Genomic DNA, 23,499 nt, shown 5'->3' with positions numbered 1-23,499 from the left:
GCGGGACGGCGTTCGGCGGCGATGGTCACGATCGCGGCTCTCCTGACGGCGGCAGCGGGATCGGCACGTGCTTGGGGCGGATCGACGGCTGCGCTGCCGGAAGTCGAGGAGCTGATGCTCCGCGGCTCCGGGGTCAATGATCCTCCAGCCAGTGGCCATGCGTCCAATGACCATTTCTCACAGAACCCATGCCATGCGAACATGGATTGCATGGAGCTGCAGGTGCTGCGCTGGTTTCGCGAGGTGGCGGACGGGGCGACGGTGACGGAGACCGCCGAACGCGCGCGGATCACCCAGCCTGCGCTCTCGCGGGCGTTGGCGCGACTGGAGAACGAGGTCGGCACGCCGCTGCTGACGCGGTCGGGGCGCACGCTCACGCCGACGCCAGCCGGCCGGCTGTTCCGGGAGCACGTGGGCCAGGCGCTCGATCAGTACGACCTCGGGCTGCGGGCCGTCGCGGAGCTCGTGGATCCGGCGCACGGCACGGTGCCCCTCGCCTTTCTGCACACGCTCGGCACGTGGCTGGTCCCGCCGCTGGTCAGCAGCTTTCGCGAGGCGCATCCGCAGGTGCGCTTCGAGCTGCATCAGCACGGCGAGGCGTCGATTCTGCAGGAGCTGGTGGACGGCGCGGCGGATCTGATCATCTCCAGCCCGACGTTCGGGCACCCGCGCGTGACGTGGCACCGGCTGCTGGTCGAGCCGCTGCGGCTGACCGTGCCGCCGGGGCACCGCTTCGCGGGTCGCGAGCGGATCAGGCTGGCGGAGGCGGCCGACGAGCCGTTCATCCTGCTGCGCAGCGGTTACGCGCTGCGGGTGCTCACCGAGCGGCTGTGCGCGCAGGCCGGGTTCACGCCGAAGATCACCTTCGAGGGCGAGGAGGTCGAGACGCTGCGCGCGCTGGTCGCGGCCGGGCTCGGCGTGGCTCTGCTGCCGCCCCCGCGCGCGACCGCCGCGGGACCGGACACCACGGATCCGGCGCCGCAGCTGCAGGTCACGGACGTGGACAGCACGCGCGAGCTCGGCCTGGCGTGGCTCACCGACCGCGAGCTGCCGCCCTCGTCCGCGGCGTTCCGTGAGCACGTGCTGCGGTCGGCGCCGGAGATCACGCCGGCCGATTATCGGGCCGGGAGTGGCTCAACTCCTTAGTTCGAAGCCCTTCACCGCGTGCTTGGCGAGGGAGAGGCGCATGACCTCCTGGAGGTCTGCGGCGAAGACGATCTCCATGCCCTCCCGGATGCGGTTGCCGACCTGGCCGAGCTCGTGCGCGTTTCCCGTCGGCGCGATGAAGCGCTGCGAGTGGAGGTCGCGGGCGGCGTGTGCGACGTCCTTGAGCGAGGCGACGGGGAGCAGTGCGCCCTCCGGGCCCAGGCCGCCGGTCACGGAGACCTCGGGGCGCACCATGTGGCCGGAGAGCGCGGAGATCACGGCCAGTGCGATCGCGGCGCGGATGTTCGCCGCGTCGGTCGCGCCTTCGGTCGCGGGTGGCGGGCCGTAGGGCTGGAAGACGCGGAAGTCGTGTCCGGCGAACCACGCCTCCCAGCCGCCGTCGCGAGGGGGCAGGTAGGTCCCGGCGGCGGAGCGAACGTGCGCGACGGCGGCGTCGGCGGATTCGTGCACGGCCGCGACCGGCCACTCCGTGACGTCGACCCGGCCGCTGCCCGGACGCGGGATCGCCTCGATGGGCACGAGGGCGCCCTCGATCGGCGTCCACGCGACGCCGATGCGCTGGTCGGCGAGATGGGCGAGGCGTTCGGAGCGGATCTCGCGCAGGCGGCTCTCCGCGTAGAAGTTCATCGCGCGCTCGAGGTCCGCCTCGTAGTCGACGACGACCTTCGAACGATCGGAGGGGTCGTACCAGACGGGAACGTGCGCGCCTTGGGACTTCTGGGTGTGGATGCGCGTCATCACGGTCGCCTCGAAGGGCGACTGCGCGCGGTCCTCGGGCACGACGCGCAGGACCATCCGGCAGTCGAACCAGGTCTTGGACAGATCTTCGTCGGCCGCCCACGCGGACGAGGCGCTCGCCGCCGCGCCGATGGTCGTCATCGACAGGATCTCGCCTGTCGCGCGACAGCCCTTCTTGCGTAGTTCCTCGAGCAAGTGCTTGTGCTTGAACAGCATCGACTCCCCCTCCGGAGCACACCACCCACCAGGAGTTCAAGTGTAGGTGAGGCGGCTGTCCGGGGCGGCTGAACGCCGGTGCCGATCAGTCGATCACGTAGGCGGCGAGCTCGTCGAGGATCGCGTCCAGGTTGTTGAAGAACACGGAGATGTGGCCCTCGCCGGGCAGCAGGTGCGCGATGGAGCGCGGGATGCGGTCGGTGAGCCAGCGTCCGTGCGCGAAGGGGACCATCAGGTCCCTGTCGCCCTGCCAGAGGAAGACCGGCACGTCGATGTCCTGCACCGCGAAGCCCCAGGGCTTGACGAACGCGAGGTCGTCGTCGATCCAGCCGGCCGGGCCGTGCCGCATGCCCTCCGCGATCTGGGCCGTCAGCTCCTCGCCCGCCCGCCCGGCGAGTGCGGCGCGGTCGACGTCGGGCAGCAGGGTGGACATCGACTCGATCACGGCGGCGGGGTCGGCGTCGCGCAGTTCGGCCGCGGCCTCCTCGAGCGCGGCGGTGATCTCCTTCTCACCGGCGATGGCGGCGCCGAACTCCTCGATGTTGCCCTCGCCCATGCCCGCCAGGAAGTCCAGGTCGTCGGCGCCGTACGGCCCGACGCTCGCGATCGTCGTAGCTGCGGCGACCCGGCTCGGCAGCAGGGCGGCGGTCGCGAGGGCGTGCGGTCCCCCGCCCGACCAGCCGAGGGTGACGCAGCGGTCGGCGCCGAGGTGGTCGAGCACGGCCTCCACGTCGTCGGCGATGTCGGCGACGGAGCGCCGCGGTCGCCGGGTGGAGCCGCCGTAGCCGGCCCGTGAGTACGTGACCATCCGCAGCCCCCGGGCGTGAACCGCCTCGTCGATCGCCCGGAAGCGGGCCAGGCTGCCGGGCGTGCCGTGGTGCAGTACCAACGGCGGGCCGTCCGGTGGGCCGCTGACCTGGATGTCGAACGAGCGGGAATCTCCGAGTTCGATGAGCACGGCGCAAAGTATGGTACCGCTCAGGCTCTGGTGTCTATACAAATGCCAGACACATCAGCTTTCCCTTCTGTGGTGCTCAGCGACAGGTGCAACGGCGGGCCAGGCGCCGCGCGATGTCCGGCCTACCTGTGTTGCTTGACCGCGCGCACGGCCGCGTCGGTGGCGCCCGCCTCCAGATGCGTGAGCAGGTCGAAGTGGCAGAGGTTCTGGCTGCGGATCGCTTCCGGATCGGGCGATGGACGCAACAGGCACAGCCTGCCGATGAGGTCGGCCGTCACCTCGCGCATACCGCGTCCGCCGAGGGCTTCGGCGAGATCCAGATGGAAGCGCGTCTCCAGTTCGAGCAGGCTCTCCGACTCCGCGCTGGCGTCGAGGGCCTCGGCCACCTCGCGCAGGCCTTTGAGGTGTTCGGCCTCGAATTCGCCGGACGCGTGCGCGACCAGGCCGCATTCGAGCAGGAGCAGGAAGCCCGCGATGGACGCGGCGGCCGCCGGGTCGTGGTGCGCGGCGGCGGCCGTGGCCCAGTCGGCCGAGACGAAGGTGCCGCCGGTCCGGCCGCGTCGCCGGTCGAGCAGGCCGTCCTGGCACATGCCCTCCAGCGCGCGGCGGACGGTCATCTCGCCGATGCCGAGCTGCTCGGCCAGCACGCCCACGTCCGGAAGCCGGTCGCCGGCGCGGGCCGTGCCCAGCGCGACGTGCAGCGCGATCCGGGAACGGACGAGCTCGGCCCCGCTCTGCGCACCGGGACCCGGCAGTGCGAGCGCGTGCCCCGTCGTGCTGTAGGGGCCGAACTTGCCCGTCTTGTTCATCGTCGCCACGCCGCAACTCTACGAATGGTGGTCCGCGACGATCGAGCCGACCCGCTCGCCGAGCGAAGGATCGCGGCGGACGAGCAGCGCCGCGTACGCCACCGAGACGGCGAGGATGGCGAGCGCGAGATACGGGAACCAGTCGTACGGATCGGATTGGCCGGGCTTGACCAGGTAGTACAGCGGCACCAGGATCGTGGCCGCGCCGATCGCGGGCAGCAGCGCGTGCCGTACCCAGTGGAACTCGCTCGGCCGGTAGCGCCGGTAGTAGAACGGCAGCGCGATGTTCGAGGCCAGGTACACCAGCAGCACCAGGATCGTGCCCATGGTCGAGGACTCGGCGAAGAAGCTCATCGGGTCCATCCAGCCGCCAGCGTGGCCGCCGAGGATGTGGCCGAGGCCCCAGCCGCCGATGATCAGCAGCGAGATGCCGACGAAGGTGATGATCGCCTTGGTGGGCGTGCGGCGGGTGGGGTGCACCTCGCCGATCGCGGAGGGCAGCAGGCCCTCGCGGCCCGCGTTGAACACCAGCCGGGCCTGCGAGTTCACCCCCGCGATGAGCGAGCCGACGGTCGAGGTCAGGCCGGCGAGGTAGGCGAAGAAGGCGAGTACCGCGAACGTGCCCTGCGCGACGTCGATGAACGGGACGGCGGAGTTGCCGACCGCGGTGACGTCGTAGCCGAAGCCGGTCAGCGTCGCGTAGGAGAAGAGCAGGTAGCTGACCGACATGATGCCGATCGAGAGGAAGACGGCGCGGCCGACGTTGCGCCGCGGGTTGTCGGTCTCCTCGGCGAGCGCGGCGGAGTTCTCCCAGCCGATGAACAGGTAGACGGCGAGCGGGAAGCCCGCGGCGAGGCCGCTGAAGCCGTTGGTGATGTGACTCGGCTCGAAGGGCGTGAAGGACAGGTGCCCGGAGTGCTTGACGAGCGCGATCACGGAGACCGCGACGAGCACGATCATCTCGATGCCGAAGAAGAAGCCCGCGACCTTGGTGGAGACGGCCACGCCGCGGATCATCAGCACGACGGCCAGCGCGGTCAGTACCAGGGTCCAGATGATCCACGGCACGTTCCAGCCGAAGTAGTGGTTCAGCGTCGTCTCCAGGAAGCCGCCGGAGACGGCGATGACCGAGGACATCGCGATGATGTAGCCGAGTCCGGCGAGCAGAGCCGTGGTGACGGCGCTGGTCGGGCCGAAGGTCTTGCCGACGAAGGTGATGAAGCTGCCCGCGGACGGGTGCGCCTTGGAGAACTGCGCGAGCGTGTTGCCGAGGAACGCGACGGCGACGCCCGCCGCGAGGATCGTCAGCGGCGAGGCGACTCCCGCGGTCACGGCCAGGAAGCCGAAGCCGAAGAAGAAGCTCATCGCCGGGCCGATGTTGGCCATGGTCGCTGCGGCGATGTCGACCATGCCCAGCGTGCCGCCGCGAAGGCGTTGCTCGCTGGCGGATCTTTCGGAGGTTATGGTCTCGGACACGGCGGACTCCCAGGGAGACGGTTGGGTCGGAGGTCGTGCCGAGAAAATAGTTCAAGGCGATCAGATATACAAGGGGGTACGGCGGGAGAGGCGGGCCCGGACGATCCGGACCCGCCTCGACACCGCCGTGACCTCGCTACTGCCGCGCCGTCAGCGCCCGGGTCACTGCTGCGCCGTCAGCGCCTGGATCGACGCGTCGCTGGCGTAGAGGTCGACCGGTCCGGAGCCCGCGGTGCGCACCTGCAGGTGCGTGTCCGCGGCGCCGGGCACCTCACCCTGGACGGTGATCGTCTGGGGTGTGCCGCCCAGCTCGACCGTCTCGCTGACCAGGTCCTGCTGCCCGTTCCAGAAGTCCAGGTAGACGTCGCCCGTCCCCTGGAGCGTGATCGAACCCTGGTAGTACTGGCCGGCCGGCAGCTGGGACGCGGGATCGACCCAGATCCAGGTGTTCGGATCCGCGTTCGTCTCGGTCCATTCGACGGCGCTGGCACCCGACGACGTGGTCGTCGGGGTGATGGTTCCGGGCACCGAGCCGACTCCGTTCTCCACCGGGCCCTGCCAGTTCAGCTGGCCGGTCGGGGTGTCGCCGAGCAGGTTCGCGCCGGACGGCACGAGGATCGTGGGCTTGCGTCCCGGCGGGAAAGCGAGCGTCCCCGAGGAGTACGACGGCGGCGCGTCGGCCGCAGCGGCGCCCCAGGTCTCGTCCGCCGTGCCGGTCATCGCGTAGTCGAGCTGCAGCGACGACGAGAGCCCGGAGAGCCAGACCTTCGAGTACTCCCTACCGTTGACCTTGAGGCCGCTGACATACGTGCTCGTCGACGCGCCGGGCGCGTTCATGGCGATGTGCTGGCCGCCGTCGAGGCTGATCACGGCCTTCGGGAAGATCGGCGCCCCGAGATCGAGCACTGAGGTGCCGGGGGTCTCGGGGTACATGCCGAGCGCGGACCAGACGTACCACGAGCTCATCGCGCCGAGGTCGTCGTTTCCGGGCTCGCCGCCGGGCGTGTCCGAGTAGACGGTGTCGAGCAGCTCGTGCACGGTCGACTCGGTCTTGTACGGCGCTCCCGCGTAGTCGTAGATCCACGGCGTGCCGAGCGAGGGCTCGTTGCCGGCCCAATAGTACGGCGCGTTCGGGCCCGCGTTGGTCTGCTCGAAGAAGGTGTCCAGCCGCGAGATCGCCGCCGAGTCACCGCCCATCGCCGAGATCAGGCCGCCGACGTTCTGGGGGATCATCCACGTGTACTGCGCCGCGTCGCCCTCCTGGAATCCGGACTGGCCGAAGCTGCCCATGCCGTCGGTGGTCGGGCCGAACTCCGGGAACTGGCCCGAACCGTCGCGCGGCTGGATGTAGCCGGTGTCGGTGTTGAAGACGTTCGTCCAGTTCTGCGAGCGCGCCAGGTACGTCTGCGCGGTCGAGGTCTGGCCGAGCTCGCCGGCGAGTTGCGAGATCGCGAAGTCGGCGGTCGCGTATTCGAGGGTCTCGGAGGCGCCGTTGTCCTCCGGGGACAGGTCGCTCTCCTGGGTGTTCGGGACGTAGCCGAGCGATTCGTAGTCGGACAGCTGCGGCCGTTCGACGTAGAAGCCCTGGCCGAGTTCGCTGCTCGTCGGCGTGGTCGAGGCGCCCTTGACCATCGCGGCGAGCGCCGCCTTGGTGTCGAAGTCTCGTGCGCCGAACGAGTAAGCCTCGGCGATGATCTCGTCGGCCGCGTCGCCGTTCATGACCTGCGTGTAGTCGTTCGCGAAGCCCCACTTCGGAAGCCAGCCGCCCTGAGACTGGTCGTTGAGCAGCGAGGTGACCATCTGACTCGTCTGCTCGGGTGCCAGGAGCGCCAGGAGCTGCACTTCTGATCTATCGATGTCCCAGCCGGAGAAGTTCGCGTATTGGACCTGGCCGTGGGACGTGCGATGCACGGTGTCGTCGTATCCGATGTAGCTTCCGTTGGTGTCCGAGAAGATGCTCGGTTCGACCAAGGCGTGGTAGAGCGCTGTGTAGAACTCGGTCTGCTGCGCGCTCGTGCCGCCGCCGATCAGAATCTTGCTCAGCATCTGGTTCCACTGTCTGTACGTGCTCTGAGCCACTTGGCTCTCGCTCCAGCCGCTGTCCTCGGCCTCGAGGTTGGCCTGCGCGTCCGCCTGGCTGACGTACGAGATGGCGACCTTCATCGTCACCTGGCTGTGGGTCGTAGTGTCGAAGCTGACGTACGCGCCGGACTGCAGGCCCGAGGTGCTCGCCGGCGTCGAGGTGCCGGCCGTCGTCACGACGGATTCCTGGCGCAGTGAGACATTCGAGGCTACGAGGTTCACCGCGCCCTCGGCGGCGGTGCGCACCTGGACCTGCGGTGTGTTGATGCCGCCGGTCGGCACGGTCGAGGCGATCGTGAGCGTGACCGGGGTCGAGGTGAGGTTGACGGCCTTGCTCTCCACGTCCTGCTGGCCGTTGTAGAAGTCCAGGAACACGTCGCCGCTGCCGGACAGCGTGACGCTCGCCTGGTAGGCGTCGCCCTGGGTGATGCCGGTGGGCGTGGCCTGGATCCAGGTGTTCGCGAGGGCGTCGGACTGCTGCCAGGACTCCGCGCTCGTCCCGTCCGACGTGGTCGTCGAGCCGATCGTCGGGGTGCTGCCGCCGCTGCTGACCTCGTGGTAGCTCCACGCGAGGTCGCCGGTCGGCTGGGTGAACAGGTTCGCACCGGTGGGCGCGTTCTGCCAGGTGCCGTAGTGCGCGAAGGAGCGGTCGAAGTCGGCGACGAAGTACACCGGGTACGTGGTCGGCGACCCGCAGAACTGGCCCGCGGTCTCGGTGCCGGCGACCTCGTGGTCGTTGAGGACGGAGACGCCGGCCGAGACGTTGCCCGACTCCGAGTCGCCCATCTTGAACAGCACGTTCGAGGACGTGCTCGCCGGGTAGTCGAGCTGCGCGATGCCGGTCCGCTCGGTCGCGGCCAGATTCGCCTTGATCGCCGACGAGGTGGCGGGGTTGAGCGTAACGTCGTACGAGCCGGGCTTCGCGCTCTCCGAGCTGTGCGAGAAGGAGTCGGTCGTCGAGATCGGGTCGGCGCCGATGGAGCCGACGGTCGGCAGGATCGGGAAGTCGCCGAACGCGCCGCATCCGGGGCCCGACATGTGGGTCAGGCTGAACCCCAGCGTCGAGGAGTCGGCGTAGTCGTATCCGCCGCCATCCGGCCGCGAGGGTGTGTCGGGGCTGAAGCTCAGCATGCCGAACGGCGCCGTCGCGCCGGGATACGTGTCGACCTGGCCGACGGTCGCGCCGCCGGAACCGGTGCCGATCAAGGGGTCGACCAGCGACGCGGGGTCGCCGACGAGGTTCGCGGTCGGCGCCTGCGCGGCCTGCGCCGGCGCGGCCGCGACGCCGAGCAGGCCGATACAGGTCGCTGCGATGAGTGTTCGGATTCGGGGACCCGTCGTGGGCTGACGCAAGGCCGCCTCCAAAATGACTACGTTGTCATGGCTTCCACTGGGTTGTATCTGACGATCGCTCAGGGCACAAGGCTCGGCTCACGGAGCGGACACCGGGGACCGGCTCCCGCGCGCGCGGCCCGGTTCACGGCAGGGAGTGCCACTAAGATGGACATACGGCCAAGCACGGAAGGCGGCACGGATGACGGACACGGCGGCGCCGGCGCGGCGCGGCGGGAGGCCGCCGCTGAGCGAGTCGCGCAAGGACGAGATCCGGCTGGAGATCGCGATGGCGGCGGTCCGCCTGTTCACCGAGCACGGCCTGGACGCCACCTCCGCCGGGCAGATCGCCGAGGCCGCGGGCATCTCGACGCGCACGCTGTGGCGGTACTTCCCCAGCAAGGAGGCGTGCGCCGCGCCGCTGCTGTCCTTCGGGCTCGACCGGTTCACCGCCTCCGTGCGCGCCTGGCCGGGCGATCGGCCGCTGGTCGAGGCCGCCGACGACACGAGCTGGTTCAGCGACACCTCCACCACGCGCCTGCTGCTGGTCCTCGATCTGCTGCGGCTGACCTGCACGGAGCCGACGCTCGACGCCGTGTGGGTGCGCTGCTACGCCGAGGCCGTCGCGCCGCTCGCCGCCGTGCTGGCCGAGCGCTTCGGCCGCGAGCCCGGCGATCTGCGGATGCGGGTGAAGTCCTCGATGCTGCTGGCCGCGATGCACCAGGGGATGCGGCACTACCTGGCCCGGCTGCCCGGGGAGCCCGGCCTGTCGCTTCAGGACACGATCAGGGCCGCCGCGCGCATCGGGTTCGCGGCAGCGGACGCTCCGGAGTAACTGTCGCACTGCGCCACTTACCGGTATGGTGATCACCGTAGGACACTGTCGTCCGCAGCCCGCCCCCACCCCACCGAGCTGGAGCCCTGCGCCATGCCCAGACGCCCGGCGGACATCACGCGTCCGCACTACAACGTCATATTCGCGGTCCTGCTGGTCGGCATCGCCGCGTACTCCGTGCTTCAATCGCTCGTCGCTCCGGTCCTGTCCACGCTCATCGTGGACCTGCACACGACTCAGGACACCGCGACCTGGCTGATGACGGCCTATCTGCTGGCCGCCTCCGTCGCCACCCCGATCCTCGGCCGGATCGGCGACAAGGTGGGCAAGGAGCGGATGCTCGTCATCACGCTCCTTGCACTCACCGTCGGCTCGGGCGTCGCGGCCGTCTCGCACTCCGTCGGCCTGATGATCCTGGCCCGCGCTATCCAGGGCCTCGGCGGCGGCCTGCTGCCGCTGTCCTTCGGCATCATCCGCGACGAGTTCCCGGCCTCGAAGGTGAACTCGGCGATCGGCCTCGGCTCGGCCACCACGGCCGTCGGCGGCGGCGTCGGCCTGCTCGTGGCGGGCCCGATCGTGACGCACCTGGACTACCACTGGCTGTTCTGGATCCCGATGGTCCTCACCGCGATCGCCACCGTCGCCTGCTGGCTGTGGGTGCCCGAGTCACCGGTGCGCACGCCCGGCAGGATCAGCTGGGGCGCCGCCGGCCTGCTCTCGGCCTGGCTGGTGATGCTGCTGCTCGGCGTCAGCGAGGGCCCGACCTGGGGCTGGGGCTCCACCAAGGTGCTCGCCCTGTTCGCCGGAGCCGCAATCTGCCTGCCGCTGTGGATCTGGACCGAGCTCCGCTCCAGCCAGCCGCTGATCGACATGCGCATGATGCGCATGCCGGCCGTGTGGACCACGAACCTCGTCGCGCTGCTGTTCGGCGTCGGCATGTACGCCGTCATGACCTTCCTGCCGCAGCTCGTGCAGACCTCGAAGTCGGTCGCCGGCTACGGCCTGAGCGCCAGCATCACGCAGTCCGGCGTCTACCTGCTTCCGATGACGGTCGGCATGTTCCTGCTCGGCATCGCGGCCGCGCCGCTGGCCCGCCGGATCGGGCTCAAGGCCGTCCTGCTGCTCGGCTGCGCCGTCAGCGTCCCCGGCTTCGTCGCGCTCGCCCTCGGGCATGCGCGCGGCTGGGAGATCTACACGGCCTCCGGCCTGCTGGGCGTCGGCATCGGCCTCGCCTTCGCGTCCATGTCCGCGATCGTCGTCCAGTCCGTCCCGGCCGCGCAGGTCGGCGTGGCCAGCGGCATGAACGCCAACATCCGCACGATCGGCGGCGCGATCGGCAGCAGCGTCGCGGCGAGCGTGCTCGCCTCCGGCATCTCGGCCGCGAACCCGATCCCGAAGGACTCCGGCTACACGCACGTGTTCTGGATGCTCGCGGGCGCCTCGGTCTTCGCCGCGCTGGCCGCGCTGCTGATCCCGACGGCGCGCCGCCGGGCGGCCCCTGACGTGGCGTCGGCCCCGGCGCCGCTGACCGGCGATCAGGCGGACGAGGCGCCCGCGCTGACCTGATCCGGTCCGGTGTTCCATGAAATCCCGGAACCGGCTGGCGCAGACGGCCCGCCGCCGCAACAATCATGCAATGTGACCTCTGCACGTGAATCAGCAACGCTCATCGCTGCGGAGGTCTCCTCCCGCACGCTCGACGGCTTCGCGCTGATCGGGATCGACGGCACCGGCGGCTCGGGAAAGACCACCCTGGCCGAAGAGCTGGCGGCGGTGCTGCGCGGGCCGGACGGGGCGACCACGGTGACCATCGTGCATGTCGACGACTTCTACCGCGAGATGCACGGCGGCGAGCGGCTCCGGCTGACTCCGGCGGAGGGCTACGAGCTCTACTACGACTGGGAGCGGCTGCGCGAGGAGGTCCTGGCGCCCCTGACGTCGGGGGCCTCCGCGGCGTACCGTCGCTACGACTGGCCGAGCGGCCGGATCGTGCCCGGCGAACTTCACCGGGTGCCGCACGCCGGGATCGTCATCGTCGAGGGCGTCCAGTCCGTCCGGCCGGAGCTCGAGGGCTACTACGACCTGACCGTGCTGGTGGACACGCCGTTCGATGTGAGCTTGACGCGGATGGTCACGCGCGGCCGCGAGCAGGGTCCGGGCGACTGGGAGCAGCGCTGGCAGGCCGCCGACCGGTACTACTTCGCGACGACCGAGCCGTGGACCCGGGTCGATCTGATCGTCAAGGGGCTGTGACGGCGAGCCGCTCGGCGAGCTGCGTGAGCGCGCGGCCGAGCGGCACGTCGGCGCGGACTGAGGCGTGCTCGTCGCCGCGCGTCTGGCCCTGGTTGATGATCGCGACCGGCTTGTACGCCTTCGCCGCGTAGCGGACGAAGCGCAGCCCGGACATGACCGTCAGCGAGGAGCCGAGGACGAGCAGCGCTGTGGAGCGGTCGATGAGGTCGTAGCACTGCTGCACGCGCGGCCGCGGCACGTTCTCGCCGAAGAACACGACGTCCGGCTTCAGGATCCCGGTGCCGCAGTCGGTGCAGGAGGCGATCCGGAAGGTGGCGACGAGCGTGTCGTCGAGCTCTACGTCGCCGTCCGGGTTGATGCGCGTGCTCTCGGCGCGCTCCCGGAAGTCCGGGTTCGCCGCGTGCAGCCGCTCGTCCAGCTGCTCGCGGGTGCTCTCCGCGCGGCAGCCGAGGCAGATGACGCGGTCGAGACCGCCGTGCAGCTCGATCGCGTCCGGCGAGCCCGCGGCGCGGTGCAGTCCGTCGACGTTCTGCGTGATCACGCCGGAGACGTAGCCGGCGCGCTCGAGGTCGGCGACCGCGTAGTGCCCGACGTTCGGGCGCGCGCCGACGATCGTGCGCCAGCCGAGGAAGCTGCGGGCCCAGTAGCGCTGGCGGCCGGCGGCGCTGGCGACGAAGTCCTGGTAGGTCATCGGCGTGTGCCGGCGCAGGCTGCCGGTGGCGCCGCGGTAGTCGGGGATGCCGGACTCGGTGGACAGGCCGGCGCCGGTCAGCACCGCCACGTCGCGCCGTGCCAGGATCTGCTCGATGTCCGCGAGCTCGTCCTCGGAGTCGGCCTGCCGGACGACCTGCTCGGCTCGCTGGTCGGGGGCGTGCCGATCCGCCTCGGCGGGCGGCACGAGCATCGGGCGAACGCGCATGCCTTCAAGGATACGTCGCTCGCACCAACGCTCGGCGGCCCTTACCGAGGTGTACGGCTGCGGATCGGTCAGCCGGTCACGGTCACCCCGTCCGGCACGTCGCCCACGGTCACCGCGCTACCGACTGCTCCGGTGGCCACGGTGATCGGCACCACGTCGTTGACGTTGGAGTCGACGACCCATGCCGTCGTCCCGTCCGGGCTGAACCCGACCGCGTACGCGCCGGACCCTGTCGCGATGAAGGAGCCCGCAGTGAGGGTGCTCACATCGATCGGCGTGACGCCGCCGGCGCCGGAGTCCGCGACGTACGCCGTCTTCCCGTCCGGGGAGATCTGCACGTACTGCGGGCCCGCCCCGACCGCGATCGTCGTGGTGACGGCGTCGGTCGAGGCGTCGATCACCGAGACGGAGGAACCGCCGCCGTTGGTGATGAACACCGTGCCGCTGTCCGGGGTGACGGCTACGCCGAACGGCGCCGGGCCGACGGCGATCGTGTGGCTGACCGTGTCTGTGGCCAGATTCACCTCGCTCACCGTACCCGAGCCCTGGTTCGCCACCCACAGCCGCGTGCCGTCGGGGCTGACCGCGAGCCGTTCGGGCTGGCTGCCGACCGCGATCGCCTTGCCCGCGGTGAGTGTGGCGACGTCGATCGGCTGAACGGTGCCGTCGCCGAAGTTGGTCACCCACACGGTCTTCCCGTCCGGCGTGGCGGCGACGTCGGCCGCAACCGAGCCGACCGGGACGGTGGCGACGACGGCGTTCGTGCTTGTGTCGATGACGGTCACGTCGTTCGTGTTGTTGTTGGCGACGAACAGCTTCCCGCCTGCGACGACCATGCCGTCGGGGCCGCCGCCGACCGGGATCGCCGGCCCGGCGTTGTGCGTCCGCGTGTCGACCGGGGTGACGGTGTTGTCGCTGTAGTTGGAGACGTACGCCGTCGGGATGCTCTCCCCCGCCGCCGCGACCGTGACCAGCAGAGATACGTCGGGCAGTAGGGCTCCGTTCGAGGCGCGCGCGGCGAATCGGACCTGGTAGTAGCCGGTCGCCATCCCGGACGCGGCCGTGATCGTGGCCGTCGTGCTGGAGGTCTTCCCGGCGTCGGCCGTGAGTGTCGAGGTGGCAGGACTGGCGGTGAGGCCTGTTGGCGCCGTGGCGGTGTAGGTGACGCTCGTCGAGCCGGAGGTGGCGAGCGTGTTGTCTTCCTTGACGGTCACCGTGGTGCTGGATCCGGGTGCGATACGGACCTGACCGGGCGTCACGTCGAGCGAGGCGCGCGTGCTCGCCGGGAAGCTGAGCTGTCCGGCGCCGAACGACGGCGGCGCGTCGCCCGAAGCGGTGCCCCAGCTCGTGTTCGGGCTGCTGGAGAGCGTGTAGTCGAGTTCGTGTGTGTGCGTCAGGTCGATCCAGGTCTTGTTCGTGCTCCGACCGTCGACCGCGAGGCTTTGGACGTAGGTGTCCCCGGCGCCGCGCGCGTTGATGACGAGCGGCCCGTATGAGCCGTGGATCACCTCGTGCGCGAACTGCGGCGTCCCGAGCACGAGGTCGGCGACGCCCGGGGTCTGCGGGTACACGCCGAGCGCAGCCCAGACGTACCACGAGCTCATCGCGCCGAGATCGTCGTTTCCGGGCTCGCCGCCGGGGGTGAGCGAGTAGAGCTGGCTGGTGATCTCGCTCACGACCTGCTGGGTCTTCCAGGGCTGACCGACGCTGTCGTAGGCCCACGGCGTGTCCAGCGAGATCTCGTTGCCCGCCCACTCGTTCGGCTCATTCGGGCCGGCATTGAGCTGGCTGAAGTAGCTGTCGAGGCGCGAGGCCGCGGCCTTGTCGCCGCCGAGGCCCTGGATCAGGCCACTCATGTTCTGCGGGACCATCCACGTGTACTGCGCCGCGTTGCCCTCCTGGAACCCGTTCTGGCCGAAGCCGGTGAGCGCGGGGACGGCCGGCCCGCTGGGGAACGCCCCGGAGGAGTCGCGGGGCTCGATGTAGCCGTCGGCGGTGTCGAAGACGTTCGCCCAGTTCTGCGAGCGGCCGGTGAAGGTCGTCGCGGTCGACTTCCGGCCGAGGGCCTGGGCCAGCCGCGAGATCGAGAAGTCGTCGAGGGCGTATTCGAGCGTTTCGGAGGCGCCGTTGGGCACCGGGCTGATCGAGTCCGAGCCGACGTTCGGCACGTACCCGTCGGAGATGTACGCGGCGGCGTTCGGCCGCTCGACGAACCAGCCCTGGCCGGTGGACGAGGTGCCGTCGGCGCCCATGACCATGTCGGCAAGCGCGGCCGAGGCGTCGAAGTCGCGGGCGCCGAACGCGTAGGCGTCGGCGAGGATCGGGTCGGAGGAGTCGCCGTTCATGACGCCGGTGTACGCGTTGGCGACCGGCCACTTCGGCAGCGAGCCGCCCTGTGCGGCGTCGTTCACCAGCGATGCGGCCATGTCGGAGGCTATGGCCGGGTCGATCGTCGAGAGCAGCGGCACCTCCGATCGGTAGATGTCCCAATCGGAGTAGTCGGCGTACTGGTTGTGCCCCCGTTGGACGTAATGGATCTTGTCGTCGAAGCCCGGGTAGGCGCCGTTCGCATCGTTGAAGACGCTCGGTTCGAGCGAGGCGTGGTAGAGCGCCGTGTAAAAGGTCTGCTGCCTGGTCCGCGTCCCGCCGGCGATGCCGATGGTGCCGAGTTGCCGGTTCCAGGCGGCCGTGGCCTGAGCGGCCACCTTGGCGACGGAGTAGGTGTGCGCCTCGGCCGCGAGGTTGCCGAGGGCGCCGGCCGTGCTCACGTAGGAGACGGCGACCTGCATGCCGACGGTCTGGTCGTGCCGCGTGTCGAAGGTCAGCCAGCCGCCGGAGACCGACGAGCCGGTCCCGCCCCAGGTGCCCGAGGCGGTGAAGGGGCGGTCGAAGCGGGCGGCGAGGTAGATCGTGTAGCTGTCCGGCTGGCCGCAGAAGTGGCCGCTGGTCACGGCGCCGGTGATCTCGTTCGTTCCGACGGTCTGGAAGGTCGCGGCGGAGCTGCCGTTGGCGCTGTCCGCGCTCTTGAACAACAGCTGGGCCTGCGACGTAGCCGGATAGGTGAACGACGCGACGCCGGTGCGCGTGGTGACGGCGAGTCGGGTGCGCACGCCGCCCGCGGTCACGGCGTACGAGCCCGGATGCGCGGTCTCGCTGCTGTGGCTGAAGTCCGCGGACGCCGAACCCGGATCGGATGGGATGGCGCCGGTCAGCGGCAGGATCGGGAAGTCTCCCGCGATCGCGCATCCGGGGCCTGAGAAGTGGGTGAGGCTGAAGCCGGTGATGGACGAGTCGGTGTACGAATACCCGCCGCCGTCGGGCCGGGAGGTGGTGTCGGGGCTCCACTGAATCATGCCGAACGGCATCGTGGCGCCGGGGTAGGTGTCGACCTGCCCGACCACGGCGCCGCCGCTTCCGGTGCCGACCATCGTGTCCACGAGCGACGCGGGGTCGCCGACGGTGGCGTGATCGGATTCGGCCTGGGCGCAGACGGGGCTCGCCAGCGTCCCGAGGGTGAGTGCGGCTATCGCGGTCAAGGACAGCAGGGCGCTGTGGGCGCGCCGGAAGGACAACGTTGTCACAGGCATTTGATAGACAGCGCGGAGGACCCTGTCAAGGCCCTCCGGCCGTCCGCCGGGCCCCGGATCAGTCCGCTGCGGCGAGTTCCAGCAGGCGGCGGCGCCATTCCAGCGCGTGCCGGATCCCGTCCTCGAGTTCGTACTTCGCGCGCCAGTCGAGCAGCTCGGCCGAGCGGTCGCAGCGGGTGTAGGCGCCGACCACGTCGCCCGGGCGCGCGGGGGCGTCCTCGGTCCGCAGCGGGGTTCCGGTCACCGTGCCGAACGCCTCGGCGAGCTGGCGGACCGTCACACCCTTGCCGGTGCCGAGGTTGATGACGGCGTGCGCGGGCCGGTCGCCGGGCTCCCCGCTGCCGTGGCCGACCAGCCGGTCGAAGCGCGTCAGGGCCGCGACATGGGCCTGGGCGAGGTCCCAGACGTGGATGTAGTCGCGGATCCCGGTGCCGTCGCTCGTGGGCCAGTCGGTGCCGGTGATCCGGAAGACGTCGTGGTTCTCCCAGGCCTCGACCATCTTGCCGAGCGCGTGCGAGGGGTTCAGCAGCTGAAGCCCGGTGCGCATCTTCGGATCGGCGCCGATCGGGTTGAAGTAGCGCAGGGAGACGGCGCGAAGGCCGCTGCCGCCGCGCACCGCGTCGGCCAGGATGCGGTCCACGATCGTCTTCGTGGCGGCGTACGGGCTACTGGGATCGAGCTCGGACTCCTCGTCGACCGTGAAGTCGGCGCCGGCCTTGTACATCGACGCCGAGGAGCTGAACAGCACGCGGTGGCAGCCGTTGCGCTCCAGGTGCTGCAGCAGTTCGATCGTCTTGCCGACGTTCTCGCGGTAGTAGCGGAGCGGCTCGCTGACCGAGTCGGGCACGACGATCAGCGCCGCGCAGTGCACGACGGCCTCGATGTCCGGGTGGTCGGCGAAGACGCGGTCGATCAGCGCCCCGTCGGCCACGTCGCCGCGATAGAACTCACGGCCCTCGGCAAAGGACTCACGGCCGGTGACGAGGCTGTCCAGGATGACCGGGAAGCCGCCGTGGTCGAGCACGGCCGAGGCGATCGTGCTGCCGATGAAACCCGCGCCGCCTGTGATGAGTACCTTCATGTCCGCATCGACGCGGTCTCCGGCGGATCCGGTTGCGTTTCGATAACGCGCGATTCCCGGGAATATCGGATATCGGCCGGAGGTTAGCCTTTCCTAAGGGAATTGCTTTTAGGATTAGGGGCGCTATTCCGATATCATGAAATCCATGGTGACCACGGCCTCCGACAAGCACTCGCATACCCGCACGCCGGGTCCGCCGCCCGCCCACCACCACCGGGACGTGAGCGGCGGCTGGCTGCGCCCGGCGGTCTTCGGCGCGATGGACGGCCTGGTCACGAACGTCTCGCTGATCAGCGGGGTCGGCGCGGGCGGCGCCTCGTCGCACACCGTGGCGCTGACCGGCATCGCCGGACTGGTCGCCGGCGCCTTCTCGATGGCCACCGGCGAATACATCTCGGTCACCTCGCAGAACGAGCTGGTTCAGGCCGAGGTCAACAAGGAGCGGCACGAACTGCGCCGCAACCCGGTCGGCGAGCAGATGGAGCTGGCCGCCGCGTTCGTCGCGCAGGGCGTGGACGAGGACCTGGCCAGGAAGGTGGCCGCGCAGGTCTCCGCGCAGCCCGACCGGGGCCTGCGGCTGCACGTGCGCGAGGAGCTCGGCGTCGACCCGCACGACCTGCCCTCCCCGTGGACGGCGGCGGGAGCCTCGTTCGGCGCGTTCACCGTCGGCGCGATCATCCCGCTGGCGCCCTACCTCTTCGGCGCGCACGCGCTCTGGCTGGCCCTGGTGCTCGCCGCGCTCGGGGCGCTGGTCGGCGGCGGCGCGGTCGGCAAGCTCACCTCGAAGCCGGTGTGGCGCAGCGCCCTGCGACAGCTCGCCCTGGCGGCGATCGCGGCCGGAGCGACCTTCGTGATCGGCCACCTCATCGGCCAGAGCGTCGGCTGACGCGGCGGCGGCTGACGCGGCCGGCGCGGCGGCCCGAGCGCCCGACTAGCCCGGCTACGCCGAGGCCGGCTCGCTGACCACGCCCTCGAGCACCGGGTGGATCTCGAATCCCGAGCAGACCTCGGTGCCCGTGGATATCGACAGGGTGCTGGTCTGCGTCGTGTTCGGCGGCGTGACCAGCAGGCTGACCGGGTTCTGCATCGCGCAGCCCGAGCCGGTCTGCACGTCGCTCCACTCCAGCACCGCCGAGGCGTCGGCGCCCGGCGCGAGCACGACGATCGGGGCCTTGGCCAGGCCGACCGCACCGCCGAGGGCGCCGGAGAGCGCGCGCGTCGCGTTCAGGTCGGCCGTGCCGGCCCGGCCGGTCAGCGCGGCGCCGGGATAGCCGTGCAGCACGCAGGTGCTGCCGCTGGTGTTCTGGAAGACCAGCAGCAGCGAGATGTGCCCCATCTCTCCCTGGCCCGCCTGCTCGGAGACCTGGATGTCGCCGTTCCGGCAGTTTTGGGAGCCGCCGTTCCCGGTGCCGCCGCCGGAGTCCGGCGTCGCGCTCGATCCGTCGCCCGGCACGAGGGCCGTGGCGGTGCTCGCGCCGGTCGGCTGCCCGGCGGCCGAAGCGCCGTTCGAGTCCGAGCTGTGCGTGCCCGAGCTCGCATACGCGAAATAGCCCGCCCCGCCCATGGTCACCAGGCCGAGAGCTGCCGTCAGCAGGGCGAACTGTCCCTTGGTCATCACTTACCTCCAGGGGAACAGACGCGTGATCACGCTGAACGGTTGAACCGGATCCCCCGGCCCGGTGCCGTACTCCGCGGCGTCGCGGGACCGGCGCTCAGAGCGACCAGTCGATCGCCGGGTAGCCCAGTTCCCCGAGCGCCGCGTTGATCGCGGTGTACGGCCGCGAGCCGTGGAAGCCCTTGCTCGCCGAGAGCGGCGAGGGGTGCGTGCCCTCGAGCACGCGGTGGCGCTCGGTGTCGATCAGCGCCTTCTTGGTCTTCGCCGGACCGCCCCAGAGCACGAACACGGCCGGCTGCTCGCGGTCGCTCACGGCGCGGATCACCGCGTCGGTGAACGTCTCCCACCCCTGCTTCTTGTGCGAGTTCGCCTCGTGGGCGCGCACCGTCAGCACCGTGTTGAGCAGCAGCACGCCCTGCTTCGTCCACGGGCGCAGGTCGCCGTCCTTCGGGATCGGCAGGCCGAGGTCGGCGTTGAGCTCCTTGTACATGTTGCGCAGCGACGGGGGCACCCGCACGCCGGGCCGCACCGAGAAGCAGAGCCCGTGCGCCTGGCCGTCGTCGTGGTACGGGTCCTGGCCGAGCAGCACTACGCGCACGTCCTCGTAGGCGGTGGCCTCGAGCGCCGCGAAGACCTCCTCGCGCGGCGGGAACACCTGGTGCGCGGCGCGCTCGGCGGCCACGTAGGCGTCCAGCTTCGCGAAGTAAGGCTTCGCGATCTCCTCGCCGAGGACCTTCCGCCACGATTCGGGCAGCGGGGGCAGGTGCAGATCGGTCGGCATCGTCAGCTCATCGGTAGTCACGCGGGCTACCGTAGCGGCCCGCACCGACAGCGCGTGCCGGATGCCGATACGTGGGCTGATTCACTCGCCCCGCCGCCGCCCGGCGTCCCGTTCCCCGTCCCATTCCGCGGCCCACGTCGCCGACCACCGGTTGAGCGGCTCGATCGCCTCCCCCAGCGCGAGCCCGAGCGGCGTGAGCCGGTAGCGCTCGGACTCGTCCTGGCCCACCAGCCCGGCCTGCCGCAGATCCTTGAGACGCTGGTAGAGCACGCTCGGGGACATCGAGTCGCAGCGGGAGCGCAGCTCGCGCGGGCCGAGCGGGCCGAGCCGCAGCTCCCAGAGGATCCGCAGCGTCCAGCGGCGCCCCAGCAGGTCGAGCGCGGCCATCAGCGGCCGGCCGGTCTGCGAGCCGCGCACCGGGGTTCCGGGCCGCGGGGCGGTCATCGTCCTCCTCGGGTCGCGCCTTGACGTTACGGATTCCGTAACCGTAGCCTACTCGCGCCAGCGTGTTACGGAAACCGTAACGGGAGGATCCATGTCGGCGTTCTACACACCCACCGAGCGGACGGCGGACGGGGCCGCGACCTTCGACTCCACCGTCGCGACCCAGGGCCCCTGGTCCGCCGAGATGCAGCACGGCGGCGCCCCCTGCGCGCTGGCCCTGCACGAGCTGGAACGCCTCGCCCCGGCGGACGGCGGCCACATCGCCCGGCTGGCCTGCGATTTCCTCGCCCCGGTCCCGGTGGGCCCGCTCACCGTCCGCACCGAGGTGGTCAAGCCGGGCAAGCGCGCCCGGCTGCTCGCCGCGACCGTCCTCGCCGGCGGCCGCCCGGTGCTCACGGCCCGCGCCTGGTGGCGTCGCCAGCAGCCTGACCTGGTGCCCGACGTCCCGGACCCCGCCTCGGCCGATCCGTTCCCCGACCCGGAGTCGCTCACGTCGCACGACGGCGGCGGCGACGAGCTGAGCCGTCACCTGAACCACGGCTGGATCGCGGCGATGGAGTTCCGCTACGTGGCCGGCGGCCCCGCGACGCCCGGCCCGTGCCGGGTCTGGGTGCGTCCCCGGCTGCCGCTGGTCGAGGGAGAGCCGACCACCCCGACGCAGACCGCCGTGCTGATCGCCGACGGGGCCAGCGGATTCAGCTCGGCGCTCGACTTCCGCACGCACCTGTTCAGCAACCTCGACCTGAATCTCAGCTTCCTGCGCTGCCCCGACGGCGGCTGGATCTCGGTGGACGCGGCCACCTCGCTCGACCCCTCCGGCGGCGGCACGACGAGCACCCGGCTCGGCGATCAAGGCGGCGTGTTCGGTTACTGCCTGCAAGCGCTGTACGTCGAACCGCATGGAGCCCGTGCTTGACGAGGCCCGGAGAAGGTAGAGTGCCGTAAACGTTTTCGATCACCGGAGCGAGCGGTACTGGGGGAAGCGATGGCGGGGATCAAGGATCTGGCCAGGGAGTGCGGGGTCTCGGTGGCGACCGTGTCGCGGGCCCTCAACGGCCATCCGGAGGTCAGCGTCGAGACGCGGCGGCAGGTCCAGCAGGCCGCCGAGCGGCTCGGCTACCGTCCCAGCCAGTCCGCGCGGGCGCTCGTGCGCGGCCGCTCCGACGCCGTCGGCCTGCTGTGGGACAGCGGCTACGAGACCGCGGGACGCAAGCACCCGTTCCTGCTCTCCTTGCTCGTCGGGCTCAAGCAGGCGCTCAGCGACGTCGGCCGGCATCTGATCCTGCTCAACGTGGACGTGGACCGCCAGGGGCCGCGCGCCTACCTCGACACCGCCCGCCAGTTCCAGGTCGACGGCGTCATCGTGATGGGCGTCGACGACCACCGGCCCGCGCTGCGCGAGCTGTTCGAGTCCAGCCTCCCGTGCGTCGCCATCGACCACGACATCGCCGGCCCGCGCGCGTGCTGCGTCACCTCCGACAACCGGGCCGGCGCCGTCGAGGCCGTACGCCACCTTCACGATCTCGGCCACCGTCGCATCGCCACCATCACCGGCCCGGTCGACCTGATGCCGGCCGTCCAGCGGCTCAGGGGCTTCCAGCAGGCCGTCGGCGAACTGGGCCTCGACCTGCCCGACGAGTACGTGCAGAACGGCGACTTCTTCATGGACAGCGGCTACGCCTGCGGCCGCAGGCTCGCCGGGCTGCCGAAGTCGCGACGGCCCACGGCCGTGTTCGTCGCCGGAGACGAGATGGCCCTCGGAGCCATGCACGCCTTCGCCGACGCGGGACTCGACGTCCCCGAGGACATCGCCGTCGTCGGCTTCGACGACATCGAGGCCGCGAGCCTGGTCCGTCCGGCGCTCACCACGGTCGCCCAGGACTCGCTGGCCCTCGGTACCGCCGCCGTCAGCGCGCTGCTCGACTTCGTCGACGACCGGTTCGGCGACCGGCCCGCACCGGAGAGCCCGATTCTCACCCCCACCCGCCTGGTGATCCGGCAGTCGTGCGGCGGCGGCCGGTAGACCGGGCCTAGGCCGCGTCTTCGAACTATCGCCGGGTCCGCGACGCCTGCCACGCACGCTCGCGGCGTTGCAGGGGCGGTTGCAGACGACCGAGTATGCCCCCGCCCCTGCGCCTTGCGAGCGCACGCGTCAGACACCGCGGCCTGATCCGACGCTAGTTCGAAGAAACGGCCTAGCATGAAACCGTGGCTGTGCCGGAGCACCGCGGCGACGGGCTGACCGAGCGGGATCCGCGCATCTCGCGGCTGGAACGGCTGCGGGACCAGCGCGGATGGGCCTATCCCGGGCCGGTCGGCGGGTTCGGCGCGACCACGGGTGCCGGTTTCGATCCCGTCGGACAGGTCTTCGGGGCGACGGTCGCGTTCCTCAGCTCCGCCGGATACGGACGCTGCTTCGTCACCGCGCCGGCGCAGCGCGCGGACCGCTCGACCGCCGACCCGCACAACCCCCTGCTCGCGCAGATCCAGGCCGGACGTGCGCTAGCGCTCGAACGCGCCGTCGCGGAGTGCCGCGCGCTCGGCGGCGACGGCGTGATCGGGATGCGGATCGGCTCTGCGAACTTCTTCACGCAGACGGAGGAGTTCACCGTCGAGGGCACTGCCGTGCAGGCGAGGGCACAGACCCGCTCGCAGGCGCCGTTCACCACGCACGTCTCCGGTCAGGAGCTCGCGAAGCTGCTGCGTTCCGGCTGGATGCCGTTCCGGCTGGTCTCCGGCATCGCCATCGCCGCGGTTCACTTCGACGAGCGGATGATCCAGCAGACCAGGCGCGGGATCGGCGCCGGCGGAAACCGCGAGGTCGTCGGGTATACCCGCCTGGTCAACGACGCGCGGCGGGAAGCACGCAGGGCGCTGGAGAACGCGGTGCGGGATGCGGGCGGCGAGGGGGCGGTCGTCCAGGACATCTCGATCCGCTTCTTCGAGCGCGCGTGCCCCAACTTCGAGGAACGCTCCGACTACGTGGTCGAGGCGACGATCTTGGGTTCGGCCGTCATCGCGTTCGAGCGGACGGGCTCACCGAGGGCGCGGCCCCCGCTGACGATCATGCGCCTCGGCCGCGGCGTGGAGGCTGTCCCCGAACCCGCTCCGGCGACGCGCGCCGGGCCGAGTCTCAGCGATCGGGCTTTCGCCTACGTGAACGCCGACAAGATCGCGACGCAGCCTTCCGAGCCCGATGCCTAGGG

General features: G+C 70.8%; 19 protein-coding genes. 8 read left to right on the top strand and 11 right to left on the bottom strand.

What is annotated here, in order from left to right; translation table 11 throughout:
- The first annotated feature begins 210 nt into the window (after nucleotides 1–210).
- Nucleotides 211–1,146: a LysR family transcriptional regulator gene (locus tag KDK95_RS21580; RefSeq protein ID WP_212520051.1), complete on the top strand. Its 936-nt coding sequence runs from the start codon at nucleotides 211–213 to the stop codon at nucleotides 1,144–1,146.
- Here KDK95_RS21580 and KDK95_RS21575 read toward each other — a convergent pair.
- The 5 genes from KDK95_RS21575 to KDK95_RS21555 all read right to left on the bottom strand — a co-directional run bounded on the left by KDK95_RS21575 (nucleotide 1,135) and on the right by KDK95_RS21555 (nucleotide 8,799).
- A complete protein-coding gene (locus KDK95_RS21575; protein WP_212520050.1) occupies nucleotides 1,135–2,121 on the bottom strand; it encodes a S16 family serine protease in 987 nt (328 codons plus the stop codon). The genes KDK95_RS21580 and KDK95_RS21575 overlap by 12 nt on opposite strands.
- An 85-nt stretch (nucleotides 2,122–2,206) precedes the next feature.
- The gene (locus KDK95_RS21570) at nucleotides 2,207–3,079 is read right to left on the bottom strand and encodes an alpha/beta hydrolase (RefSeq protein WP_212520049.1); all 873 of its coding nucleotides are present in this window, start codon (nucleotides 3,077–3,079) and stop codon (nucleotides 2,207–2,209) included.
- 122 nt (nucleotides 3,080–3,201) lie between these two features.
- Complete coding sequence (locus tag KDK95_RS21565; RefSeq protein ID WP_249161665.1) at nucleotides 3,202–3,888, bottom strand: FadR/GntR family transcriptional regulator; 687 nt, start codon at nucleotides 3,886–3,888, stop codon at nucleotides 3,202–3,204.
- Between the two features lie 18 nt (nucleotides 3,889–3,906).
- Nucleotides 3,907–5,298 (bottom strand): APC family permease, encoded by a 1,392-nt coding sequence (locus tag KDK95_RS21560; RefSeq protein WP_212520055.1) that lies wholly within the window; start codon nucleotides 5,296–5,298, stop codon nucleotides 3,907–3,909.
- A 228-nt stretch (nucleotides 5,299–5,526) separates the two neighbouring features.
- Complete coding sequence (locus KDK95_RS21555) at nucleotides 5,527–8,799, bottom strand: GH92 family glycosyl hydrolase (protein WP_212520047.1); 3,273 nt, start codon at nucleotides 8,797–8,799, stop codon at nucleotides 5,527–5,529.
- A gap of 181 nt (nucleotides 8,800–8,980) precedes the next feature.
- Between KDK95_RS21555 and KDK95_RS21550 the strand changes: the two genes are divergently transcribed.
- From KDK95_RS21550 to KDK95_RS21540, 3 genes are all read left to right on the top strand, one after another.
- Nucleotides 8,981–9,613, top strand: coding sequence for a TetR/AcrR family transcriptional regulator (locus KDK95_RS21550; protein WP_212520046.1), 633 nt, complete (start codon nucleotides 8,981–8,983; stop codon nucleotides 9,611–9,613).
- Between the two features lie 93 nt (nucleotides 9,614–9,706).
- The gene (locus KDK95_RS21545; RefSeq protein ID WP_212520045.1) at nucleotides 9,707–11,179 is read left to right on the top strand and encodes an MFS transporter; all 1,473 of its coding nucleotides are present in this window, start codon (nucleotides 9,707–9,709) and stop codon (nucleotides 11,177–11,179) included.
- A gap of 72 nt (nucleotides 11,180–11,251) precedes the next feature.
- Nucleotides 11,252–11,866: a nucleoside/nucleotide kinase family protein gene (locus KDK95_RS21540; protein ID WP_212520044.1), complete on the top strand. Its 615-nt coding sequence runs from the start codon at nucleotides 11,252–11,254 to the stop codon at nucleotides 11,864–11,866.
- On the opposite strand, the gene KDK95_RS21535 is transcribed toward KDK95_RS21540, so the two are convergent.
- From KDK95_RS21535 to galE, 3 genes are all read right to left on the bottom strand, one after another.
- A complete protein-coding gene (locus KDK95_RS21535) occupies nucleotides 11,853–12,785 on the bottom strand; it encodes an NAD-dependent protein deacetylase (RefSeq protein WP_212520043.1) in 933 nt (310 codons plus the stop codon). The two genes, KDK95_RS21540 and KDK95_RS21535, sit on opposite strands and share 14 nt — an antisense overlap.
- A 68-nt stretch (nucleotides 12,786–12,853) precedes the next feature.
- Nucleotides 12,854–16,366, bottom strand: a complete 3,513-nt coding sequence (locus KDK95_RS21530; protein ID WP_212520042.1) for a GH92 family glycosyl hydrolase — start codon at nucleotides 16,364–16,366, stop codon at nucleotides 12,854–12,856.
- 64 nt (nucleotides 16,367–16,430) lie between these two features.
- Complete coding sequence (galE, locus tag KDK95_RS21525) at nucleotides 16,431–17,453, bottom strand: UDP-glucose 4-epimerase GalE (RefSeq protein WP_212520041.1); 1,023 nt, start codon at nucleotides 17,451–17,453, stop codon at nucleotides 16,431–16,433.
- Nucleotides 17,454–17,598: 145 nt separating this feature from the next.
- Between galE and KDK95_RS21520 the strand changes: the two genes are divergently transcribed.
- Nucleotides 17,599–18,339: a VIT1/CCC1 transporter family protein gene (locus KDK95_RS21520; RefSeq protein ID WP_212520040.1), complete on the top strand. Its 741-nt coding sequence runs from the start codon at nucleotides 17,599–17,601 to the stop codon at nucleotides 18,337–18,339.
- A gap of 54 nt (nucleotides 18,340–18,393) precedes the next feature.
- On the opposite strand, the gene KDK95_RS21515 is transcribed toward KDK95_RS21520, so the two are convergent.
- The 3 genes from KDK95_RS21515 to KDK95_RS21505 all read right to left on the bottom strand — a co-directional run bounded on the left by KDK95_RS21515 (nucleotide 18,394) and on the right by KDK95_RS21505 (nucleotide 20,293).
- Nucleotides 18,394–19,068 (bottom strand): DUF4232 domain-containing protein, encoded by a 675-nt coding sequence (locus KDK95_RS21515; RefSeq protein WP_212520039.1) that lies wholly within the window; start codon nucleotides 19,066–19,068, stop codon nucleotides 18,394–18,396.
- A 97-nt stretch (nucleotides 19,069–19,165) separates the two neighbouring features.
- Nucleotides 19,166–19,849: a uracil-DNA glycosylase gene (gene ung / locus KDK95_RS21510; RefSeq protein ID WP_212520054.1), complete on the bottom strand. Its 684-nt coding sequence runs from the start codon at nucleotides 19,847–19,849 to the stop codon at nucleotides 19,166–19,168.
- Between the two features lie 81 nt (nucleotides 19,850–19,930).
- Nucleotides 19,931–20,293 carry a winged helix-turn-helix transcriptional regulator gene (locus KDK95_RS21505; RefSeq protein ID WP_249161656.1) on the bottom strand — a complete coding sequence of 121 codons (363 nt, stop codon included), beginning with the start codon at nucleotides 20,291–20,293 and terminating at the stop codon, nucleotides 19,931–19,933.
- Between the two features lie 91 nt (nucleotides 20,294–20,384).
- Here KDK95_RS21505 and KDK95_RS21500 point away from each other — a divergent pair, with 91 nt between their 5' ends.
- From KDK95_RS21500 to KDK95_RS21490, 3 genes are all read left to right on the top strand, one after another.
- Nucleotides 20,385–21,209, top strand: coding sequence for a thioesterase family protein (locus tag KDK95_RS21500; protein WP_212520038.1), 825 nt, complete (start codon nucleotides 20,385–20,387; stop codon nucleotides 21,207–21,209).
- A gap of 69 nt (nucleotides 21,210–21,278) precedes the next feature.
- Complete coding sequence (locus KDK95_RS21495) at nucleotides 21,279–22,316, top strand: LacI family DNA-binding transcriptional regulator (protein ID WP_212520037.1); 1,038 nt, start codon at nucleotides 21,279–21,281, stop codon at nucleotides 22,314–22,316.
- A 185-nt stretch (nucleotides 22,317–22,501) separates the two neighbouring features.
- Nucleotides 22,502–23,497, top strand: coding sequence for a heavy metal-binding domain-containing protein (locus tag KDK95_RS21490; protein ID WP_212520036.1), 996 nt, complete (start codon nucleotides 22,502–22,504; stop codon nucleotides 23,495–23,497).
- Nucleotides 23,498–23,499: the final 2 nt, after the last annotated feature.

Source organism: Actinospica acidithermotolerans (assembly GCF_018139625.1).
GTDB classification, from domain to species: Bacteria; Actinomycetota; Actinomycetes; order Streptomycetales; family Catenulisporaceae; genus Actinospica; species Actinospica acidithermotolerans.
The sequence above is the reverse complement of the archived record's forward strand: the minus strand, read 5'-3'. Positions and strand labels throughout refer to the sequence as shown.